General features: G+C 51.2%; 10 protein-coding genes and 6 tRNA genes. 7 read left to right on the top strand and 9 right to left on the bottom strand.

Going from position 1 to position 18,133, the window contains the following annotated elements:
- Positions 1–1,968 carry a threonine--tRNA ligase gene (thrS, locus tag JTE88_RS04090; protein ID WP_239519584.1) on the bottom strand — a complete coding sequence of 656 codons (1,968 nt, stop codon included), beginning with the start codon at positions 1,966–1,968 and terminating at the stop codon, positions 1–3.
- A 205-nt stretch (positions 1,969–2,173) separates the two neighbouring features.
- Between thrS and JTE88_RS04085 the strand changes: the two genes are divergently transcribed.
- A complete protein-coding gene (locus JTE88_RS04085; RefSeq protein ID WP_204425559.1) occupies positions 2,174–3,556 on the top strand; it encodes an L-serine ammonia-lyase in 1,383 nt (460 codons plus the stop codon).
- Between the two features lie 76 nt (positions 3,557–3,632).
- Here JTE88_RS04085 and JTE88_RS04080 read toward each other — a convergent pair.
- The 5 genes from JTE88_RS04080 to JTE88_RS04060 all read right to left on the bottom strand — a co-directional run bounded on the left by JTE88_RS04080 (position 3,633) and on the right by JTE88_RS04060 (position 4,128).
- Positions 3,633–3,704 (bottom strand) — tRNA-Val (locus JTE88_RS04080).
- A 62-nt stretch (positions 3,705–3,766) separates the two neighbouring features.
- Positions 3,767–3,839 (bottom strand) — tRNA-Gly (locus tag JTE88_RS04075).
- A gap of 33 nt (positions 3,840–3,872) precedes the next feature.
- Positions 3,873–3,944 (bottom strand) — tRNA-Val (locus tag JTE88_RS04070).
- 9 nt (positions 3,945–3,953) lie between these two features.
- A tRNA-Cys gene (locus JTE88_RS04065) sits at positions 3,954–4,024 on the bottom strand.
- A gap of 31 nt (positions 4,025–4,055) precedes the next feature.
- Positions 4,056–4,128: transfer RNA gene (locus JTE88_RS04060), tRNA-Gly, on the bottom strand.
- Between the two features lie 150 nt (positions 4,129–4,278).
- Here JTE88_RS04060 and JTE88_RS04055 point away from each other — a divergent pair.
- Positions 4,279–4,350, top strand: a tRNA-Val gene (locus JTE88_RS04055).
- Positions 4,351–4,609: 259 nt separating this feature from the next.
- Here the strand turns inward: JTE88_RS04055 and JTE88_RS04050 are convergent.
- Positions 4,610–4,771: a hypothetical protein gene (locus JTE88_RS04050; RefSeq protein WP_204425558.1), complete on the bottom strand. Its 162-nt coding sequence runs from the start codon at positions 4,769–4,771 to the stop codon at positions 4,610–4,612.
- Between the two features lie 181 nt (positions 4,772–4,952).
- Here JTE88_RS04050 and glgX point away from each other — a divergent pair, with 181 nt between their 5' ends.
- The 5 genes from glgX to JTE88_RS04025 all read left to right on the top strand — a co-directional run bounded on the left by glgX (position 4,953) and on the right by JTE88_RS04025 (position 13,327).
- A complete protein-coding gene (gene glgX / locus JTE88_RS04045) occupies positions 4,953–7,172 on the top strand; it encodes a glycogen debranching protein GlgX (protein WP_204425557.1) in 2,220 nt (739 codons plus the stop codon).
- A 64-nt stretch (positions 7,173–7,236) separates the two neighbouring features.
- Positions 7,237–9,747, top strand: coding sequence for a malto-oligosyltrehalose synthase (gene treY, locus JTE88_RS04040; RefSeq protein WP_204425556.1), 2,511 nt, complete (start codon positions 7,237–7,239; stop codon positions 9,745–9,747).
- Entirely contained in the window at positions 9,744–11,480 is a 1,737-nt protein-coding gene (gene treZ, locus JTE88_RS04035) for a malto-oligosyltrehalose trehalohydrolase (RefSeq protein WP_204425555.1), read from the top strand. Before treY ends, treZ begins: the two co-directional genes overlap by 4 nt.
- Before the next feature lie 51 nt (positions 11,481–11,531).
- Positions 11,532–12,122, top strand: coding sequence for a DUF3000 domain-containing protein (locus tag JTE88_RS04030; RefSeq protein ID WP_204425554.1), 591 nt, complete (start codon positions 11,532–11,534; stop codon positions 12,120–12,122).
- Complete coding sequence (locus JTE88_RS04025; protein ID WP_204425553.1) at positions 12,122–13,327, top strand: HRDC domain-containing protein; 1,206 nt, start codon at positions 12,122–12,124, stop codon at positions 13,325–13,327. Before JTE88_RS04030 ends, JTE88_RS04025 begins: the two co-directional genes overlap by 1 nt.
- 67 nt (positions 13,328–13,394) lie before the next feature.
- Here the strand turns inward: JTE88_RS04025 and dxs are convergent, their stop codons facing one another.
- Both dxs and acnA read right to left on the bottom strand, forming a co-directional pair.
- The gene (gene dxs / locus JTE88_RS04020; RefSeq protein ID WP_204425551.1) at positions 13,395–15,272 is read right to left on the bottom strand and encodes a 1-deoxy-D-xylulose-5-phosphate synthase; all 1,878 of its coding nucleotides are present in this window, start codon (positions 15,270–15,272) and stop codon (positions 13,395–13,397) included.
- A 149-nt stretch (positions 15,273–15,421) separates the two neighbouring features.
- Complete coding sequence (acnA, locus tag JTE88_RS04015) at positions 15,422–18,100, bottom strand: aconitate hydratase AcnA (protein WP_204425550.1); 2,679 nt, start codon at positions 18,098–18,100, stop codon at positions 15,422–15,424.
- Positions 18,101–18,133 lie beyond the last annotated feature (33 nt).

The following is an 18,133-nucleotide window of genomic DNA, read 5'->3' as shown; positions in this document are numbered from 1 at the left end:
CTACTGATTTGAATGGTTTCGGATATCTTCGACGATTCGAGCAACAGCATCATCTACTGCCACTCCGTTATCTTGCGAACCGTCACGCATACGGAAGGAGACAGCCCCTGCTTCCATATCTTCGCCACCGGCAATCAGTGTGAATGGAATCTTGTCTTTTGATGCGTTACGAATCTTCTTCGGGAAGCGATCGTCGGACTTATCGACTTCGACACGTACGCCATGAGCGCGTAACTTCTGTGCGACTGAATCGAGGTAATCGTTAAACGCATCGGCCACTGGTACACAACGCACCTGAACTGGGGCTAGCCAAACTGGGAAAGCACCGGCGTAATGTTCGGTGAGCACACCAAAGAACCGTTCGATCGATCCAAATAGGGCGCGGTGGATCATAACCGGGCGATGGCGTTCGCCGTCAGGACCTGTGTATTCCAGGTCAAAACGCTCTGGAAGGTTGAAATCAAGCTGGATTGTGGACATCTGCCAGGTGCGTCCCAACGCATCTTTAGCCTGAACGGAAATTTTTGGACCATAGAATGCTGCTCCTTCAGGATCAGGAACAAGTTCCAGACCGGAAGCCTCAGCAACTTCTTGGAGAGTACGAGTCGATTCTTCCCACACGTCGTCGTCACCGACGAACTTCTTCGGGTTCTTCGTCGACAACTCGAGATAGAAATCGTCGAGACCGTAATCTTTCAGTAGATCCAAAACGAAGGTCAACAATCGTGTGAGCTCATCCTTCATCTGGTCACGGGTGCAGTAAATATGCGCATCGTCTTGAGTGAAGCCACGTGCACGAGTCAAACCGTGAACCACGCCGGAAGCCTCGTTGCGGTACACTGTACCGAATTCGAAAAGTCGCAATGGCAATTCTCGATATGAACGGCCACGGGACTTGAAAATCAAATTGTGCATCGGGCAGTTCATCGGCTTGAGATAGTAATCAGCGCCTTGCTTAGTGATGTTACCGTCAGCATCGCGCTCTTCATCCATATGCATGGGTGGGTACATACCATCGGCATAAAAATCGAGGTGTCCTGAGACTTCGAACAAGTTTCCCTTAGTAATATGCGGGGTATTAACGAAGGAGTAATCGCCCTCGATATGCTTTTGTCGTGAGTAGTTTTCCATCTCCATACGGACAACCGCACCCTTGGGATGGAAAACAGCAAGACCAGAACCGATTTCGTCAGGGAAGGAGAACAGATCTAGCTCAGTGCCAAGCTTACGGTGATCGCGTCGCTCAGCTTCGGCAATACGTTCTTGGTATGCGCGCAATTCATCTTTCGACGGCCAAGCTGTGCCGTAAATACGCTGTAAGGAATCGTTGGCCTGGTCACCACGCCAGTACGCAGCAGACGAGCGAGTAAGGGCAAAGCCATTTCCGATGAGCTTCGTCGTTGGTAGATGAGGACCACGGCATAAATCAGTCCATACGACTTCACCGTTGCGACGGACGTTGTCGTACATAGTGAGTTCTGCGCCCCCAACCTCGATGGAAGCTCCCTCGGCAGCCTGATCGCTTTGTGCGTCGGTGCCACCTTTGAGCGCAATAAGCTCGAGTTTGTACGGCTGGTTTGCTAGTTCAACACGGGCTTCATCATCGCTAATCGGACGGCGAACAAACCGCTGACCTTCTTTCACAATGCGCATCATGTCTTTTTCGAGTTGCTTAAGTATCTCGGGGGTAACCGCAGCGATATTGCCGAAATCGTAGTAGAAACCGTCAGTGATGAACGGTCCGATGCCCAAGTTAACATCCGGGAAACGCTGTTGCACAGCTTGCGCTAAGACGTGGGTAGCCGAGTGGCGCAAGATGTTGAGACCATCTTCTTCACTAATATCAACACCGTCAACTGTTGCGCCGTCTGGAAGTGAGGTGAGATCAGTACTGAGGTCCTTCAACACTCCGTCTACACGCAGCGCGATAATCGAGCGCTGCTGAGAATAAAATTCGATCCCGCTCATCGCCGAGTCGAATTCGCGAATTTCACCATCAATATTGAGCTTCACTTGAGCCTCCTGAGTCTTCCGTTCACCATACGAGGGTGCTCGGCATTGTTGTATCTCCTCCAGTTTACGTCACTATCAAAAATGGTTCACTTATGACGGTAGTTGAAATAGAGATATTACTTACCTAGCGGCGGATACTTATCTCTACTACTCTGGTTCCATGGCATTGAGTGTTTTTGATTTGTTTTCAATCGGCATTGGTCCTTCGTCTTCGCATACGGTTGGTCCAATGCGTGCAGCAGTTGAGTTTTTAGAACTCCTGGGGGACGATCTCGCTAATGTTGCCCGCGTTCGGTGTACGCTCAACGGCTCCCTCGGTGCAACCGGTGTTGGCCACGGTACAGACCGTGCCGTCATGTTGGGTTTGATGGGAGAAATTCCGGAAAGCGTCAACCCGAAAGCGGTGGCGCCTGCGGTAGCTGATGTTCAAGTCACCGGCCATCTCAAGCTCGGTGGCGTTCATGAGATCCCTTTCTCTCACAACAATGACATTATTCTTGATGGTCTCAATGAACTGCCGGGACATCCAAACGGCATGCGGCTCGAAGCGTGGAACGACGCCGGTGAGTTGCTAGCCGAGCAAGTGTACTATTCCGTCGGTGGCGGCTTTATTGTTTCTGGCGACGTCTCCCCCGCTGATCCAGTCGTATGTGAAACAAACGATGTGCCATTCCCGTATGAAACAGGCGCGGAGCTGATGGATCATTGCGCACGCGAAGGTAAATCAATTGCCGAAATTGCATACGCAAATGAACTCTCGATGCACACTGCCGAAGAGACCGATAATGATTTGCGAGCCGTGTGGGAAGTGATGCAAGAATGCGTCCGCAACGGCGCTACCTCTGAAGGGCGCCTCCCTGGCGGCCTGCAGGTCCTGCGTCGTGCACCGGCGTTGTATCGCAAACTGACAAACGAAGCAACGACCGATCCGCTAAGCACGCTAGATTGGGTGAGCTTTTATGCGTTGGCCGTCAACGAAGAAAATGCGGCTGGTGGCCGTGTTGTTACCGCACCAACCAACGGAGCTGCCGGCATTATTCCAGCTGTTTTACATTACTATCGTGACTTTATTGACGGTGCGGATTGGGAAGGCGTAAAAACTTTCCTCCTCACTTCAGCAGCTATCGGCATGATTTTTAAGAACACCGCGTCGATCTCTGGAGCCGAAGTCGGTTGCCAGGGCGAAGTCGGGTCTGCTTGCTCCATGGCAGCTGCTGGATGTGCAGCTGTTATGGGTGGAACTCCTGCACAAGTGGAAAATGCAGCCGAAATCGCTATGGAACATAATCTTGGCCTGACGTGTGACCCAATCGGTGGATTAGTGCAGATTCCGTGTATCGAGCGTAACGCTATTGCTGCAGTCAAGGCCATCACTGCGGCTCGTACCGCCCTCAACGGGGATGGTTCGCACGTGGTCTCGTTGGACGACGTCATTGTCACTATGCGTGAAACCGGGCGCGACATGCAGGTGAAGTATAAGGAAACTGCACTGGGCGGCCTAGCCGTTCACGTAGGTGTATCCGTCAACGTTGTGGAGTGCTAGAGGCCAAGCCCATGAGTACAGTAGAGTTGCAAGTATAAGAAAAGCGAGGAGCAGAAACCTGTTCCTCGCTTTTTCGTGGGCGATACTGGGTTCGAACCAGTGACCTCTTCCGTGTCAAGGAAGCGCGCTACCACTGCGCCAATCGCCCATATTCAATAAAAATGGACTCACTATATGAGTCCTACCCTGCATTACTCCATAATGCATTCGAGCGGATGACGAGACTCGAACTCGCGACCCTCACCTTGGCAAGGTGATGCTCTACCAACTGAGCTACATCCGCAGTCAACCGTTAAGTGAAACTTAGCCGGTTCCGTGGGCGATACTGGGTTCGAACCAGTGACCTCTTCCGTGTCAAGGAAGCGCGCTACCACTGCGCCAATCGCCCTAGTATTTGAGGTGGGTACGGGATTCGAACCCGTGTATACGGCTTTGCAGGCCGCTGCCTCGCCTCTCGGCCAACCCACCACGTGGTAAGCAGTTACCTGCTCGGCCATCGAGCGGATGACGAGACTCGAACTCGCGACCCTCACCTTGGCAAGGTGATGCTCTACCAACTGAGCTACATCCGCTGGGCTGTCACAAACTCGTTTGCGACGCTCAATAAATATAGCCACTTTCAACCCTGCTTGTCCAATCACCAGAACATGACCTGCACCACGTGCGCCGCACTGGCATTTATAACCTTATCGTCGTATCCTCGATAAGAGAGTTTTCTCAGCGGGCGGTTAGCTCAGTGGTAGAGCGCTTCGTTCACACCGAAGAGGTCGCTGGTTCGAACCCAGTACCGCCCACTAGTAAATCCCGCGTTTTCTACGCGGGATTTACTATTTTCACGTCACACTGGTCTAGAATATACTCATATCTGCATCCACAAGTTTGCGATTCACCAGTGAAAGACGGTAGTCGATGTCTCACGTTTTTACTCCCCTTTTGTTTACAGTTTTACTTGCACTTCCAACAAGTCCTACTCTTGACCTTACGCTTGAACCGACACCATTATGGCCAGATCCCGACCCTGTCATAACGATAGAGCCGAGTGCGGACAATGAATCACCAGCGCAGATCGCCCCCGCCCCACAACAAGCTTCCATTTCCCGCATACCTCGAACCCTTGAGCGAGCCCACGAGATCTTTGATAACACCGGGGAGGTCAACGGAATTGTTGACCATCTTCCAGCAAATAGTTTCCGCCCCACAACGAATAGAAATCATGCGCTCTATACGCCTGCCTATATCTTTATTGCTTCAGTTCTTGGCCTTTTAGCGTTCCTCGGTATCCTCACTACCGCGCAATATCTCACTATGAGGCACCGGCCGATCTTTTTACCGAACACACCACACGAGTGAGCGGTAGACTAAGATAAAAGCACTTCGGTTGCATAAGGGAGAAAAAATGGAAGTATGGCCAGGAAAACCCTACCCACTTGGTGCCACCTACGACGGTACCGGCACTAATTTCGCGATTTTTTCATCCGTCGCTCAAGGTGTTGAACTGTGCCTCATAGACGACGATCTCAATGAAGAACGTATCGCTTTGGAAGAGGTGGACGCCTTCGTCTGGCACTGTTACATTCCCGGTATTCGTCCCGGTCAACGCTATGGATACCGTATTTCTGGCCCCTACGATCCCGAAAACGGCCATCGCTGTGACCCGTCAAAGATACTGCTAGATCCCTACGCCAAAGCAATTGATGGACAGGTAGAAAATCATCAAGCAAACTTCTCGTACGACTTCCACCAGCCGCAAAATCGCCACGAACAAGATTCTCTTGGGCACACGATGCTCTCGGTGGTTATAAACCCATACTTTGATTGGGGCCATGACCGTCCGCCAGCCCATGAGTACCACGAGTCAATCATCTACGAAGCCCACCTTAAAGGCATGACGATGACTCATCCAGACATCCCAGAAGAGCTTCGTGGCACCTATATGGGTATGGCACATCCAGCGATGGTTTCATACCTGAAAGAACTCGGAATCACCGCACTTGAACTGATGCCAGTTCATCAGTTCGTCAATGACACCTCGTTAATCGACAAAGGATTATCGAATTATTGGGGTTACAATACGATAGGATTTTTTGCCCCACAAAACACGTATGCCGCCGCCGGCACCCGCGGCGAGCAAGTTGATGAATTCAAATCTATGGTTAAGGCCTACCACGAAGCCAATATCGAAATCATCCTCGACGTCGTCTATAACCATACTGCCGAAGGTAACCACATGGGACCAACGCTCTCGTTTAGAGGTATTGATAACGCGTCCTATTACCGTTTAGTTCCCGAGGATAAGGCATCGTACTTCGACACGACTGGAACGGGTAATTCGCTTAATATGCGTTCCCCGCACTCCTTGCAGCTCATCATGGACTCACTACGATACTGGATTCTGGACATGCACGTCGACGGTTTCCGTTTCGATCTTGCCTCTACATTGGCTCGTGAGCTCCATGCTGTTGACAAGCTCTCGTCATTCTTCGATATCATCCAGCAGGATCCGGTGATTTCTCAGGTAAAACTTATTGCTGAACCCTGGGATATCGGCGAAAACGGCTATAACGTCGGAGAATTCCCCCCATTGTGGACTGAATGGAACGGTAAGTACCGCGATACGATTCGAGATTTCTGGCGCGGTGAGCCTTCCACCCTATCGGAATTTGCCTCCCGCATTTCCGGTTCATCAGATCTTTACGAACATTCGGGTCGACGTCCCTTTGCATCGATTAACTTTGTTACTGCTCACGATGGTTTCACCATGCGCGATCTAGTGACCTACAACGAAAAACATAACGAGGCTAATGGCGAAAACTCCATGGACGGAGAATCCCACAATCGTTCATGGAACTCCGGTGTTGAAGGTCCGACAAGTGAAACCTCTATCCGCGAGCTCCGCATTCAACAGATCAAAAATTTCTTGACAACGCTCCTTGTTTCCCAAGGAGTTCCAATGATTAGCCACGGCGATGAAATAGGGCGTACGCAGGGTGGAAACAATAATACCTACGCCCAAGATAATGAAATCGCATGGATGGATTGGGATCTCGACGACGAAGCTCTACGAATTCTTGATTTTGCCCGCGCTATAATCCATTTCCGCCGTGCCCACCCGACGCTTCGCCGTCGTCGTTTTTTCCTCGGCTCAGCATTTCACGGAGGCACCTCGGAACGCGGCGACATTTTGTGGTTACGTCACGATGGCGAACAGATGCAAGATGACGACTGGGACACCTGGTTTGCTCGCTCCGTCATGCTATGGCTCAACGGCAGTGGGATTCAGGAGCCTGGTATGCGAGGCGAAAAAATAGTCGATGACGATTTACTCATCGTTTTTAACGCCTCAGAAGAGGATCTAACGTTTACGGTTCCACAGTCTCAGCTTGTTCAGCCTTGGCAACTTTCATTCTCAACAGCCGAGCTTTTTGGTTCTGCTACCTCCCTCAAGCCAGGCGATACGTTCGATGTTCCCCAGCGCAGTGTTCAGATTTTCGTTCGCTCGTTGGCTCCGGAAGCTCAAGCTGATATCGCTCGTGTGGCGGCCAAAACCTCTGCTTTGCCGTTCTCATCGACTACCGTGGCGGAAAGTGTGTCTGACTCGCAAACTTTTCCCCAATGAGCTGATAGCTACTTCACGGTAACGGTCACGGGTTAGAATAACGGAGATAGTCCAAGGAGAATTCATGTCATCTAACTCAGTTCTGCGTTCGCATTCACATGTTCCATCTGCGGGTAAGCATCAGCCAGTAACAACTTACCGGCTCCAATTAACTCCAGATTTCACGTTTGATTCGCTCTGCGATGTGGTACCTTATTTGAAACAACTCGGAGTAACCGACGTTTTCTTCTCTCCGATTCTCCAAGCCGCACCTGGTTCAACGCATGGCTACGACGTCGTCGACCATGCAAAAATATCCGATGAGCTCGGCGGGCTAGCCGGTTTCACAAGAGCGTCGCAGGTTATCCACGACGCCGGCATGCATGTAGTGGTTGATATCGTTCCTAACCACATGGCTGTCCCCACACCGCTTTTTCATAACCGGGCGCTGTGGTCGGTCCTACGCGATGGCACCGAATCTGACTATGCTCATTGGTTCGATGTGGAGATTGCCGATGACGGCAATGGACTGCTTCTGCCAGTTTTGGGGCAACGAATTGGTCGAGTACTTGCTGAAGGAGAATTAGTACTAGACACCATGGTGGTTCCAGGTTTTGAAGCTGATGGGCCGATGGCAGTACTACGATATTACGACCATATTTTCCCAGTTCGTCCCGGTACGGAATCCTTACCACTTGCCGAATTGCTTGAAAGGCAATTCTACCGCTTAGCTTATTGGCGGGTAGCGAACGAAGAATTAAACTACCGACGTTTCTTCGACGTCGATACTCTTGCCGCGATCCGAGTTGAACGACCGGAAGTATTTCGTGCTTCCCATGCCCTCTTGTTGGATTTGATGGATCAAGGGCTTATTGATTCCTTCCGTATTGATCATCCCGATGGCCTCGCTGATCCACGAGAGTATTTCCGCCATCTACATGAAGCGACTGGCGGGGCATGGCTAGTTGCGGAGAAAATTCTTGTTGGTGATGAAGAGCTGCCCGATGATTGGCAATGCTCGGGAACAACTGGATACGACGCATTGCGCCGCGTACAAGGTTTATTTACCGAGTCCGGCGGAATCGGTCCGCTTACTCAGCTATATTCGGAGATTTCGCAGTCGACTGCCAGTGTGAAGACGACTGAGATTGCAGCAAAGCGCCAGATAGTTTCGACGTCGTTATATGCCGAGGTCCATCGGCTCAGCACTCTCATTGCACAAGTATGCCATGCCGATGTTAGATTGCGAGATCATACTTTCCGACGGATTTTCGATGTAGTCTGTGAACTTATCGTACATATGTCTCAGTACCGAGCCTACGTTGTTCCAGGTGAACGGCCGTCTGCCAACGACGAGCGTGTTCTGCGCGAGGCAGGCAATGAAGCCAGAACGTTCCTCGATGAAGATTCCCACGAAACTCTCGATATTGTCGTAGATATTTTGCTGGGCAACGAGATCGGTTCAGCCGGTCGCACACATGAAGATGGTCGTCTTGAAGCGATCGTGCGTTTCCAGCAAGTCTGTGGCGCGGTTATGGCAAAGGGCGTTGAAGATACGACTTTCTATCGCTACACAGCACTTGTCTCAGCAAACGAAGTTGGTGGGGATCCCCATCATATGGTTTGTAGCATGGATTCTTTCCACAGTTGGCAAACCTATATGCATCGAGCATGGCCCGTTTCTGGAATAGTGACCTCAACTCATGACACGAAGCGAGGCGAGGATGTGCGTGCCACTATTGCCGCGCTTACTCAATTCCCCGAAGAATGGAGCGCATTGGTTCATCGTCTACGGGCAATCGTTGAGCCTGAGCGACCTATCCAGCTTGATGGTCAATTCGAGAATCTTATCTGGCAAACAATAATTGGGACCTGGACTAGCGATGGTCCTATCAATACTGAGCGCCTTGATGCTTATCTCTTGAAAGCTGCCCGAGAACAAAAATCCTGGACGACGTGGACAGAGCAAGACAAGTCCGCTGAGAACGAGATGCTCGGCTACGCCCATGCCATTTGCGAAAATGCGCACGTGCGCCAATCACTAACGGATTTTTGGGCGAAGATTTTTCCTGCGGTGAGGGCAAATATCCTTGGCATGTGTGCTCTGCATTTCACCATCGTCGGCGTTCCTGACTTATATCAAGGCGAAGAAATCACTCAGAACTCACTTGTTGATCCAGATAATCGTCGACCGATAGATTTTCATGCGCTCCATGAAACTCTGCGTGATCTTGACGAACGTGGCCTTCCTAATAGCCCGGATCTCGATGACGAAAAACTCTGGCTGACGTCTCGGTTGACTCGGTTACGCGCCCAATACCCGCAGATGGCTTCTGCCCTCGTCGGATACCAGCCACTTCCTGTCTCTACCGGTCATGCCATTGCTTTTTCGCGAACTATCGACGATAAACCGTTCCTTATCACTGTCGCCATGAGATCGATCGGGTTGATGGACAACGCCGAGCACAACGTTGTCTTACCGGAGGGCGATTGGACAAATATTCTCACTGAGGAAACAGTTTCTGGCGGTACCCAACTACTTTCAGATATCACCGGGCGATTCCCCGTCGGCGTTTTTGTCAGGAAAGATTCATGATTATTTCTCTATGGGCACCTCACGCTTCACATGTAGATGCCGTTGTTGACGGTAGGAAACATCGTCTTATGGCAACTGACGATGATCACTGGTCGATCGACCTTGAGCCAGGTACTCGCTACCAGCTTCAACTTGATGGCGCTGATCTTCTCTTGCCAGATCCACGTTCGATGTGTCAGCCTGAAGGTGCGCATGGTCCAAGCGTCGTTGTTGATCCTGCGGATTTTACTTTTACCGCGCAGCAGTGGGACTGCCCAGACCTACGTGGAGCTGTATTCTATGAGCTCCATATTGGTACGTTTACCGCCGAGGGTACGTTCCGCGCAGCAATCGATAAGCTCGATGAACTGGTAGATCTTGGTATCGATGCCATCGAGTTAATGCCCATCAACCCGATTCCAGGCACCCGCGGCTGGGGATACGATTCGGTGTCAATCTTTGCACTCAACCACCACTATGGCACACCGGAGGATCTCGTAGCGCTCATCGATGCAGCGCACGATCGCGGTATCGCGATGTGTTTAGATGTTGTTTATAATCATTTTGGCCCAGATGGCAACTATCTTGCACAATTTGGCCCGTACTTTACTGGCAAACATCATACTCCATGGGGTGAAGCAGTTAATTTTGATAGTGTAAGAGCACCCCATGTGCGCCAATACTTCGTTGACAATGCGTTAATGTGGGTACGAGATTACCGATTTGATGCGCTACGCCTCGATGCTACGGATTTTTTCATTGACGAATCGCCCACCCATATCCTTGCTGAGCTCACAACTGCAATACACAATTACGCTGAACAAGCTGGCCGTCGTATCACTGTCATCGCAGAGAACAATTCCAATAATCCAGCAACGGTCTCGCCTGTGGACGCTAACGGCTGGGGAATGGACATGCAGTGGGTTGACGATGTGCACCATGCCATTCACGTGTGGCTCACGGGAGAAACCAATGCGTTTTACGTCGATCATGCCAGCCCTACCACGATGGAAAAAGCGTTAACAAATGGTTTTACGAGAACCGGTCAATACTCGATTTTCGAAGGTAAACCCCACGGACACCCATTGCCTGCCCATATTTCTGGCCATGCTTTCGTCGTTTCTGATGAGAACCACGACCAAGTAGGAAACCGGCTCGTTGGGGATCGCCCCTCACATTCCCTACCAATATCAGATATTGCTATCTCTCGTACTCTGATTCTGCTTTCGCCGTTCACCCCGATGCTTTTCATGGGCGAAGAGTGGGCTGCTTCTGCCCCGTTTATGTTCTTTACTGACCACGGCCCAGAAATCGGTCGGTACATCAAGGAAGGCCGCGAGAAGGAGTTTGAATCGTGGGATCTTGCATCTGTTTATAGCGAGAAGCAAACGATGGTTGATCCGCAAGATGAACAAGCATTCCTTCAATCAAAACTGAACTGGACGGAGGCAGTAACGGGCGAACATAAAGCAATTCGTGCTTTCGTTCGCGAGCTCATCAAATTACGTAAGTCACTACCTGATCTAGCTTCTGGAGATCGCTCTGCTACTAAGTGCGTCATAAGCGAGGATGGCTTATCGGGGTGGCTCAGGCGCGGTTCGGTTCTGATTGCCTTTGCCCGCCAAGCACACACACAACTCAAGATACCGACGTCGCTCAGCACAATTCACACAACATGGGGTCGGGTATCAGCACTAGATGACGTACTCACTTTCACCCAGCCTGGTGTGATTGTAGCTACCGTAACCGATTAGGCACGGCGTGGCTCCGTAATATTTCGCTCACCGACTACTAAAGTCTTGTATGTGGGAAACAACCAACCAACTCCAGAATTTATCAATGCCCTAGAATCACTCAAAGGGCATACTTTCCATTCTGGATTTCACGTCGTACAAATCCCACCGCCGACAAAAATTGCGCCGTGGGCAGTCGCCCTACAGGCGGAAATAAATGATTCGCCGACCCAAGATCCCGATTTTTTCCGCGGTAACGCGAAATTTGTTGTACTTCACGATCCTGCTGGCCAACCCGCATGGGATGGTACATTCCGTATAGTTATGCACGCCCAGGCTCCCATTGAGTCTGATTTAGGTGACGATCCGCTGTTAGGTGAAGTGGCATGGTCATGGCTTCCGGAGTCGTTAGCTGAAACTGGCGCACGGTTCCATTCCTTAAACGGTACGGTCACACGTGTTTTCAATGAAACTTTTGGTGGCCTGTATATCGATAGCTCGCGAATCGATCTGGAAGTACGCGCCTCGTGGACCCCAGATTCACAGTTCCTAGGCGAACATCTCCTTGCTTGGCAACGTTTCTGCATGAGTATGTCCGGTCTCCCACCGGAATCGACAGTTTCCCACATCTCCAGTCTTCCCCGAAGGATTGAACGAGTTTAATGACTTCTGAGAATCCCGATCTTCATTTTTTAGCTCAACCGCGCGATGGACTTCCCGATATCACTCACGAAAATATTGCCGAGGCTATTGATGCGTTACGTCACGGGACTGGACCATTCGCAGTCGATACTGAACGCGCGATGGGGATCAGATATTCGAATCGTGCTTATCTCGTGCAGGTTAAACGCGCCGGTGCCGGAATTTTCTTAATTGATCCAGTCGGTATCGAAGATCAGCTCAGTGATCTGGCATCGGTCATGGATGATGAATGGATTTTACATGCCGCTGACCAAGATTTGCCGAGCTTACGAGAATTAGGTTTAGAACCGGAGCGCGTTTTTGATACCGAACTGGCTGGGCTTATCCTCGGCTTTGACCGTGTTTCGTTACAAGCTATGATCGCAGATGAACTCGGTTTCGGACTGGCTAAAGAGCACTCTGATGCTGACTGGTCGCAGCGTCCCCTCGGTCCGGAATTGCGGGCCTATGCGGCACTTGACGTCGATCTTCTTCTCGAGCTGCGCCAGTCACTGATCGAAAAGCTGCACGAAGCACACCGGTGGGAATGGTTTGTGCAAGAGTGCAATGAGGTCCAATATCGGCTGCCCAATCCGCCGCATCCGCAACCGTGGCGGAAGGCAGTGAAGTATGCAAAACTTCCAGACCAGCGGGCACTTGGTATGCTACGTGAACTGTGGATAACACGAGATGAACTCGCCAAACACCGGGATCTGGCCCCTGGCAAGGTTCTACCGAATAAGTTGCTGGCTAATCTCGCCGCACGCAAACCACGTTCATTAGCGGACGTAAAGAATTCCTCACTTTTCCGTTCCCGTTCCCGTAGACGTGATGTTGAGATCTGGTGGGATGCCATTAATCGGGCATGGTCTCTACCCCAAGCGCAACTGCCTGAACGGCGTTTTCAGTATGCACGAGACCCGTTCCCGCCGGTACAACGTTGGGAAAAGCTTGATCCGCAGGCAGCTCAACGATGGTCTAAGCTCCGCCAAGCAGTACTTGATCATGCTGAAATGTTGGGTATTCGGCAAGAAGTTGTTCTCAAGCCGCGGATTCAAAAGCAACTTGCATGGGAAGGGTGGAATAGCGCCGACCAGCTGCGAGAGCGTCTCACTCAGTTCGGTGCTCGCCCGTGGCAAATTGAACAGGTTTCGCTAGCTCTCAGTTCGAAACGGGCAACTCGCTAAGTAGTCATCTGTTGCCGAATGCCAGTTAGCCAATCCTCGTACTTTCGTTCAAGGACGCTCAGGATGACTAGTTGTTGATAAGGGCCTGTACTGCAGCGACTACATCTGAAACAGTCATACCCTGCTGATGTAGTACTGCCCCACGCGATGCATGATGTAAAAATTCCTTGCCAATACCTAGTGTAGCCACCGGTGTATGAACCAGATTCTGGGCGAGTAACTGCTGTAGTCCCATTCCGACGCCTCCAGCAACAAGACCGTCTTCAAGCGTGATAGCACAGCGTGCTTGCGCACATATATTCACTAGTCCTTCGTTTGCCGGGATCGCCCATCGGGGATCGATAACCATAACTGGATAGTCGGTGAGTTGTTGGGCAGCCTCGACCATCGTGTGGGCCATCGGCCCATATCCAATAAGAACAATTGGCTGGCTTTCGCCTCCGTGCTCATGGACGATATCGAGATCACCAATCTTACGCACTGTCGGAAGTTCTTCTGGCAAGGAACCTTTGGGATAACGAACGATGGTCGGTGATGGTGTGGCGACCGCTTCTCGGAGGAGTTCACGCATCCGTTTTTCGTCGCGCGGTACAGCTACTTTTATGCCTGGAATCATCCCAGCAATAGCAAGATCCCACATACCGTTATGTGAGGCACCATCATCTCCGGTAACTCCAGATCGATCCAAACATATAGTCACTGGTTCGCCATGGAGAGAAATATCCATTAATAGTTGATCGTAGGCGCGATTCATAAACGTGGCGTAGAGCGCCACAACTGGATGCGACCCGCTGTATGCCAGGCCCGCTGCCATAGTGAGAGCTTGTTGTTCGGCGATTCCGACGTCGATAACACGATCGGGAAATTTCTTTTTCAATGGTCCTAAACCGACCGGTAAGAGCATGGCGGCGGTAATGCCGACCACCGCGGGATCAGCTTGAGCGATCTCAACGATCTCTTCGGCGAAAACCGATGTCCAGCCAAACCGTGAAGGCACAAGCGGTAGCCCGGTTTCCGGATGGATAGCTCCAACGGCATGGAAGCGGTCAGCTTCATGCTCCTCAGCGGGTTTATATCCTCTTCCTTTTTCGGTGATACAGTGAACGACAGCAGGACCACCATACTTGCGGGCCATCGTCAAAGCTTCTTCAAGTTGCTCGATATCGTGACCGTCTACCGGACCGAGATATTTCAAACCTAACGAGTCGAAAATACCAGCATCAACGAAGATGTCTTTAACTCCGCGTTTGAGGCCGCGTAACGCATCATAAGTGATCTGGCCAGCTAGCCCTGATTTCTGGAGGGTGTGTTTTCCCCATTCGAGTGCGCGTTCGTAGGAACGATTGACACGTACAGCGTCCATCTTGCGTACTGCATCGATACGACGCACCATTCCACCAACGGTAGGTGCATAGGAACGTCCGTTATCATTCAACACAATGACGACGGGGCGATCTGGATCTTCAGCGATGTTGTTGAGTGCTTCCCATGCCATTCCACCGGTCATCGCACCGTCTCCGATAATCGCTACGGCGTGAGCTTTACGATGGTCGCGTTGTATACCGCGGGCGATACCGTCGGCCCACGATAGTGCAGTAGAAGCGTGGGAATTTTCGACGACGTCGTGCACGGATTCTGCACGCGAGGGGTATCCTGATAGCCCATTTTCTTGGCGCAAATATTCGAAGTCATGTCGCCCGGTGAGGATTTTATGCACGTACGATTGGTGGCCGGTATCAAATATGAGGGAGTCTCGCGGGGAGGAAAACACTCGATGTAGTGCGATGCTGAGTTCAACAACTCCAAGATTTGGGCCGAGATGCCCACCAGTGCGCGCTACATTAGTGACCAAGAATGACCTGATTTCTGCTGCGAGAGCAGGCAGTTGACTTGGCTTTAATGCCTTAACATCTTCTGGTCCATTGATGGTATGTAAAATAGCCATTCGCCGGTAGCCTCCTTCATTCATACCCTCCTAGACTACCAGTGATAGACATTTCTTCCCTAGTCGTAGATATAAAGTTTACGCGCTATGTCCAGAGCACAGCTGGGCGGTACGCCGCGTGCGACAAACCACCCAGCTGCGGGTCAGGTTTATTTAGCGAGTGAGCGTAGGACGTATTGCAAGATTCCGCCGTGACGGAAATAGTTCGCTTCGCCTGGAGTATCTATGCGCACGACAGCATCGAATTCGACACGGCGCCCACCCTCTCCATGCGCAGTGACATGCACGGTAGTTGGGATACGTCCAGTGTTCAATTCAGTGATGCCGGTAATCTCGAATGTTTCGGTACCACTAAGCCCTAAAGAATCGGCACTTTGACCATCTGGGAATTGTAACGGTAGCACTCCCATTCCGATGAGGTTTGACCGGTGGATTCGCTCAAATGATTCGACTATCACGGCTTTCACACCTAACAGTGCAGTACCTTTGGCAGCCCAGTCTCGGGAGGATCCTGAACCGTACTCTTTTCCACCAAGTACCACCAGCGGGATACCAGCTTCTTGATAGGCCATGGAGGCATCGAAAATTGAGTCTGGTTTACCGGTGAGAAAATTGTATGTGTAGCCGCCTTCAACATCGTCAAGCAGTTGATTGCGCAAGCGGATATTGGCAAAGGTTCCACGAATCATAACCTCGTGGTTTCCACGCCGCGACCCATAAGAGTTGAAATCACGTCGGTCTACTCCGTGCTCTGCTAAGTAACGTCCAGCTGGCGAATCTGGCTTAATTGCGCCTGCTGGGGAGATATGGTCAGTAGTTACCGAATCTCCAAGTTTGGCCAATACGCGGGCATGTGAAATATCAGTGACGGGTGTTAGTTCCATCGTCATGTCCTCGAAGAATGGTGCTTTGCGTACGTAGGTGGAATTTGGATCCCAGGTGAAAGTAGCACCTGTTGGCGTTTCGAGACTTTGCCAGCGCTCATCGCCAGCGAAGACATCCGCATACGAGGATACAAACATTTCTCGGTTGACTGAGTTGTCAATCGCTTCTTGGACTTCTTGCGGAGTTGGCCAAATATCGGCGAGGAACACGTCGTTCCTTTCTGGATCTTGTCCTAATGGTTCGGTCTGGAAATCAATATCCATGGTTCCGGCTAGCGCGTAGGCGATTACCAGAGGTGGAGAGGCCAGGTAGTTCATCTTAATGTCGGGGTTGATGCGCCCTTCAAAGTTTCGATTCCCTGACAGGACGGAGACTACCGCGAGGTCTGCTTCGTTGGCTTTTGCGGAAACTTCTTCTGGTAGCGGACCGGAGTTACCAATACATGTGGTGCATCCGTAACCAACCAAGTGGAATCCGAGTGCTTCAAGAGCTGGCCATAGGCCGGCCTTTTCATAATAGTCGGTGACTACTTGTGATCCGGGGGCCATCGAGGTTTTCACCCACGGCTTAGAGGTCAGTGACCGGGCAACCGCGTTTTTCGCAAGCAGGCCGGCTGCCATCATCACTGATGGGTTGGAGGTGTTAGTACATGAGGTAATCGAGGCAATAGCAACCGATCCATGGTCGATTGTCGTGTCTACTCCCTTGAGAGTTATCGGCGTTACCTTGTGTGGACGGTCCTGGCCTGGATCGTCGGTGTAGGCGGTGACGGCTTTTCGGAAGGCTTGCTTTGCGCCAGAGAGTTCGATGCGATCTTGTGGTCGTTTTGGTCCGGCGATAGATGGCACGACGGTGGACAGATCTAGTTCGAGGTATTCGGAATACTGCGCCTCGTTGTTCGGATCGTGCCAGAGACCTTGAGCCTTGCTATAGGCTTCGACTAACGCGATTTGTTCTGCGCTACGGCCGGTTAGCCGCAGGTAGTCAAGGGTGACGTCGTCGATGGGGAAAATAGCTGCGGTTGAGCCGAACTCTGGAGACATGTTGCCGATAGTCGCACGATTTGCGAGTGGTACAGCAGCGACGCCTTCACCGTAGAATTCCACAAATTTTCCGACGACGCCGTGCTGACGCAATTTGTCGGTGATAATAAGGACGACGTCGGTTGCCGTGGCTCCTGCCGGAATCTCGCCGGTAAGTTTGAAACCGACAACGCGTGGGATAAGCATCGATACGGGTTGTCCGAGCATGGCAGCTTCGGCTTCAATTCCGCCCACTCCCCAGCCGAGGACGCCGAGACCGTTGACCATCGTGGTATGCGAGTCGGTTCCAACACATGTGTCTGGATACGCAACAGTTTCTCCGTTGTTCTCGTTTGTCATGGTCACGCGCGACAAATGTTCAATATTGACCTGGTGGACAATTCCGGTTCCTGGCGGGACAACGGTGAAGTTATCGAAAGCTCCTTGCCCCCACCGTAAGAACTGATATCGTTCTTGATTGCGTCCATACTCGATATCCATATTGCGTTCAAGAGCGTTCTTTTGCCCGAAGACGTCGATTTGCACGGAGTGATCGATAACCATTTCAGCGGGATTGAGCGGATTAATCTTATCTGGATCTCCGCCTAACTGTGCCACAGTTTCACGCATCGTCGCCAAGTCGACGATACATGGCACTCCGGTAAAGTCTTGCATCACAACGCGAGCAGGCGTGAACTGAATTTCGTCTTTAGGCTGGGCAGTTGGATCCCACTGCGCTAACGCGTGAATATGTTGTGCCGTAACATTCTCGCCGTCTTCAGTACGCAACAGGTTTTCTGCAAGGACCTTGAGTGAATATGGCAGTTTTTCTAGACCTGGCACCGCATCTAACCGGTAGAGAGTATATTTTTTACCCGCTACCTCAAGGGATGATTGTGCGTGAAAGGTATCGAGACTCATACGTGCTCCTTTGGACTATCTTAATATCAAGAT

It is taken from the genome of Arcanobacterium phocisimile (assembly GCF_016904675.1).
GTDB classification, from domain to species: Bacteria; Actinomycetota; Actinomycetes; order Actinomycetales; family Actinomycetaceae; genus Arcanobacterium; species Arcanobacterium phocisimile.
Note: the sequence above shows the minus strand (reverse complement) of the source record. Positions and strands in the feature narration are given on the sequence as shown.

Coding starts and splice junctions, on each gene's coding strand:
- thrS (WP_239519584.1), bottom strand. CDS start 1,968: ATGAGCGGGATCGAATTTTATTCTCAGCAGCGCTCGATTATCGCGCTG.
- JTE88_RS04085 (WP_204425559.1), top strand. CDS start 2,174: ATGGCATTGAGTGTTTTTGATTTGTTTTCAATCGGCATTGGTCCTTCG.
- JTE88_RS04050 (WP_204425558.1), bottom strand. CDS start 4,771: ATGATTTCTATTCGTTGTGGGGCGGAAACTATTTGCTGGAAGATGGTC.
- glgX (WP_204425557.1), top strand. CDS start 4,953: ATGGAAGTATGGCCAGGAAAACCCTACCCACTTGGTGCCACCTACGAC.
- treY (WP_204425556.1), top strand. CDS start 7,237: ATGTCATCTAACTCAGTTCTGCGTTCGCATTCACATGTTCCATCTGCG.
- treZ (WP_204425555.1), top strand. CDS start 9,744: ATGATTATTTCTCTATGGGCACCTCACGCTTCACATGTAGATGCCGTT.
- JTE88_RS04025 (WP_204425553.1), top strand. CDS start 12,122: ATGACTTCTGAGAATCCCGATCTTCATTTTTTAGCTCAACCGCGCGAT.
- dxs (WP_204425551.1), bottom strand. CDS start 15,272: ATGGCTATTTTACATACCATCAATGGACCAGAAGATGTTAAGGCATTA.
- acnA (WP_204425550.1), bottom strand. CDS start 18,100: ATGAGTCTCGATACCTTTCACGCACAATCATCCCTTGAGGTAGCGGGT.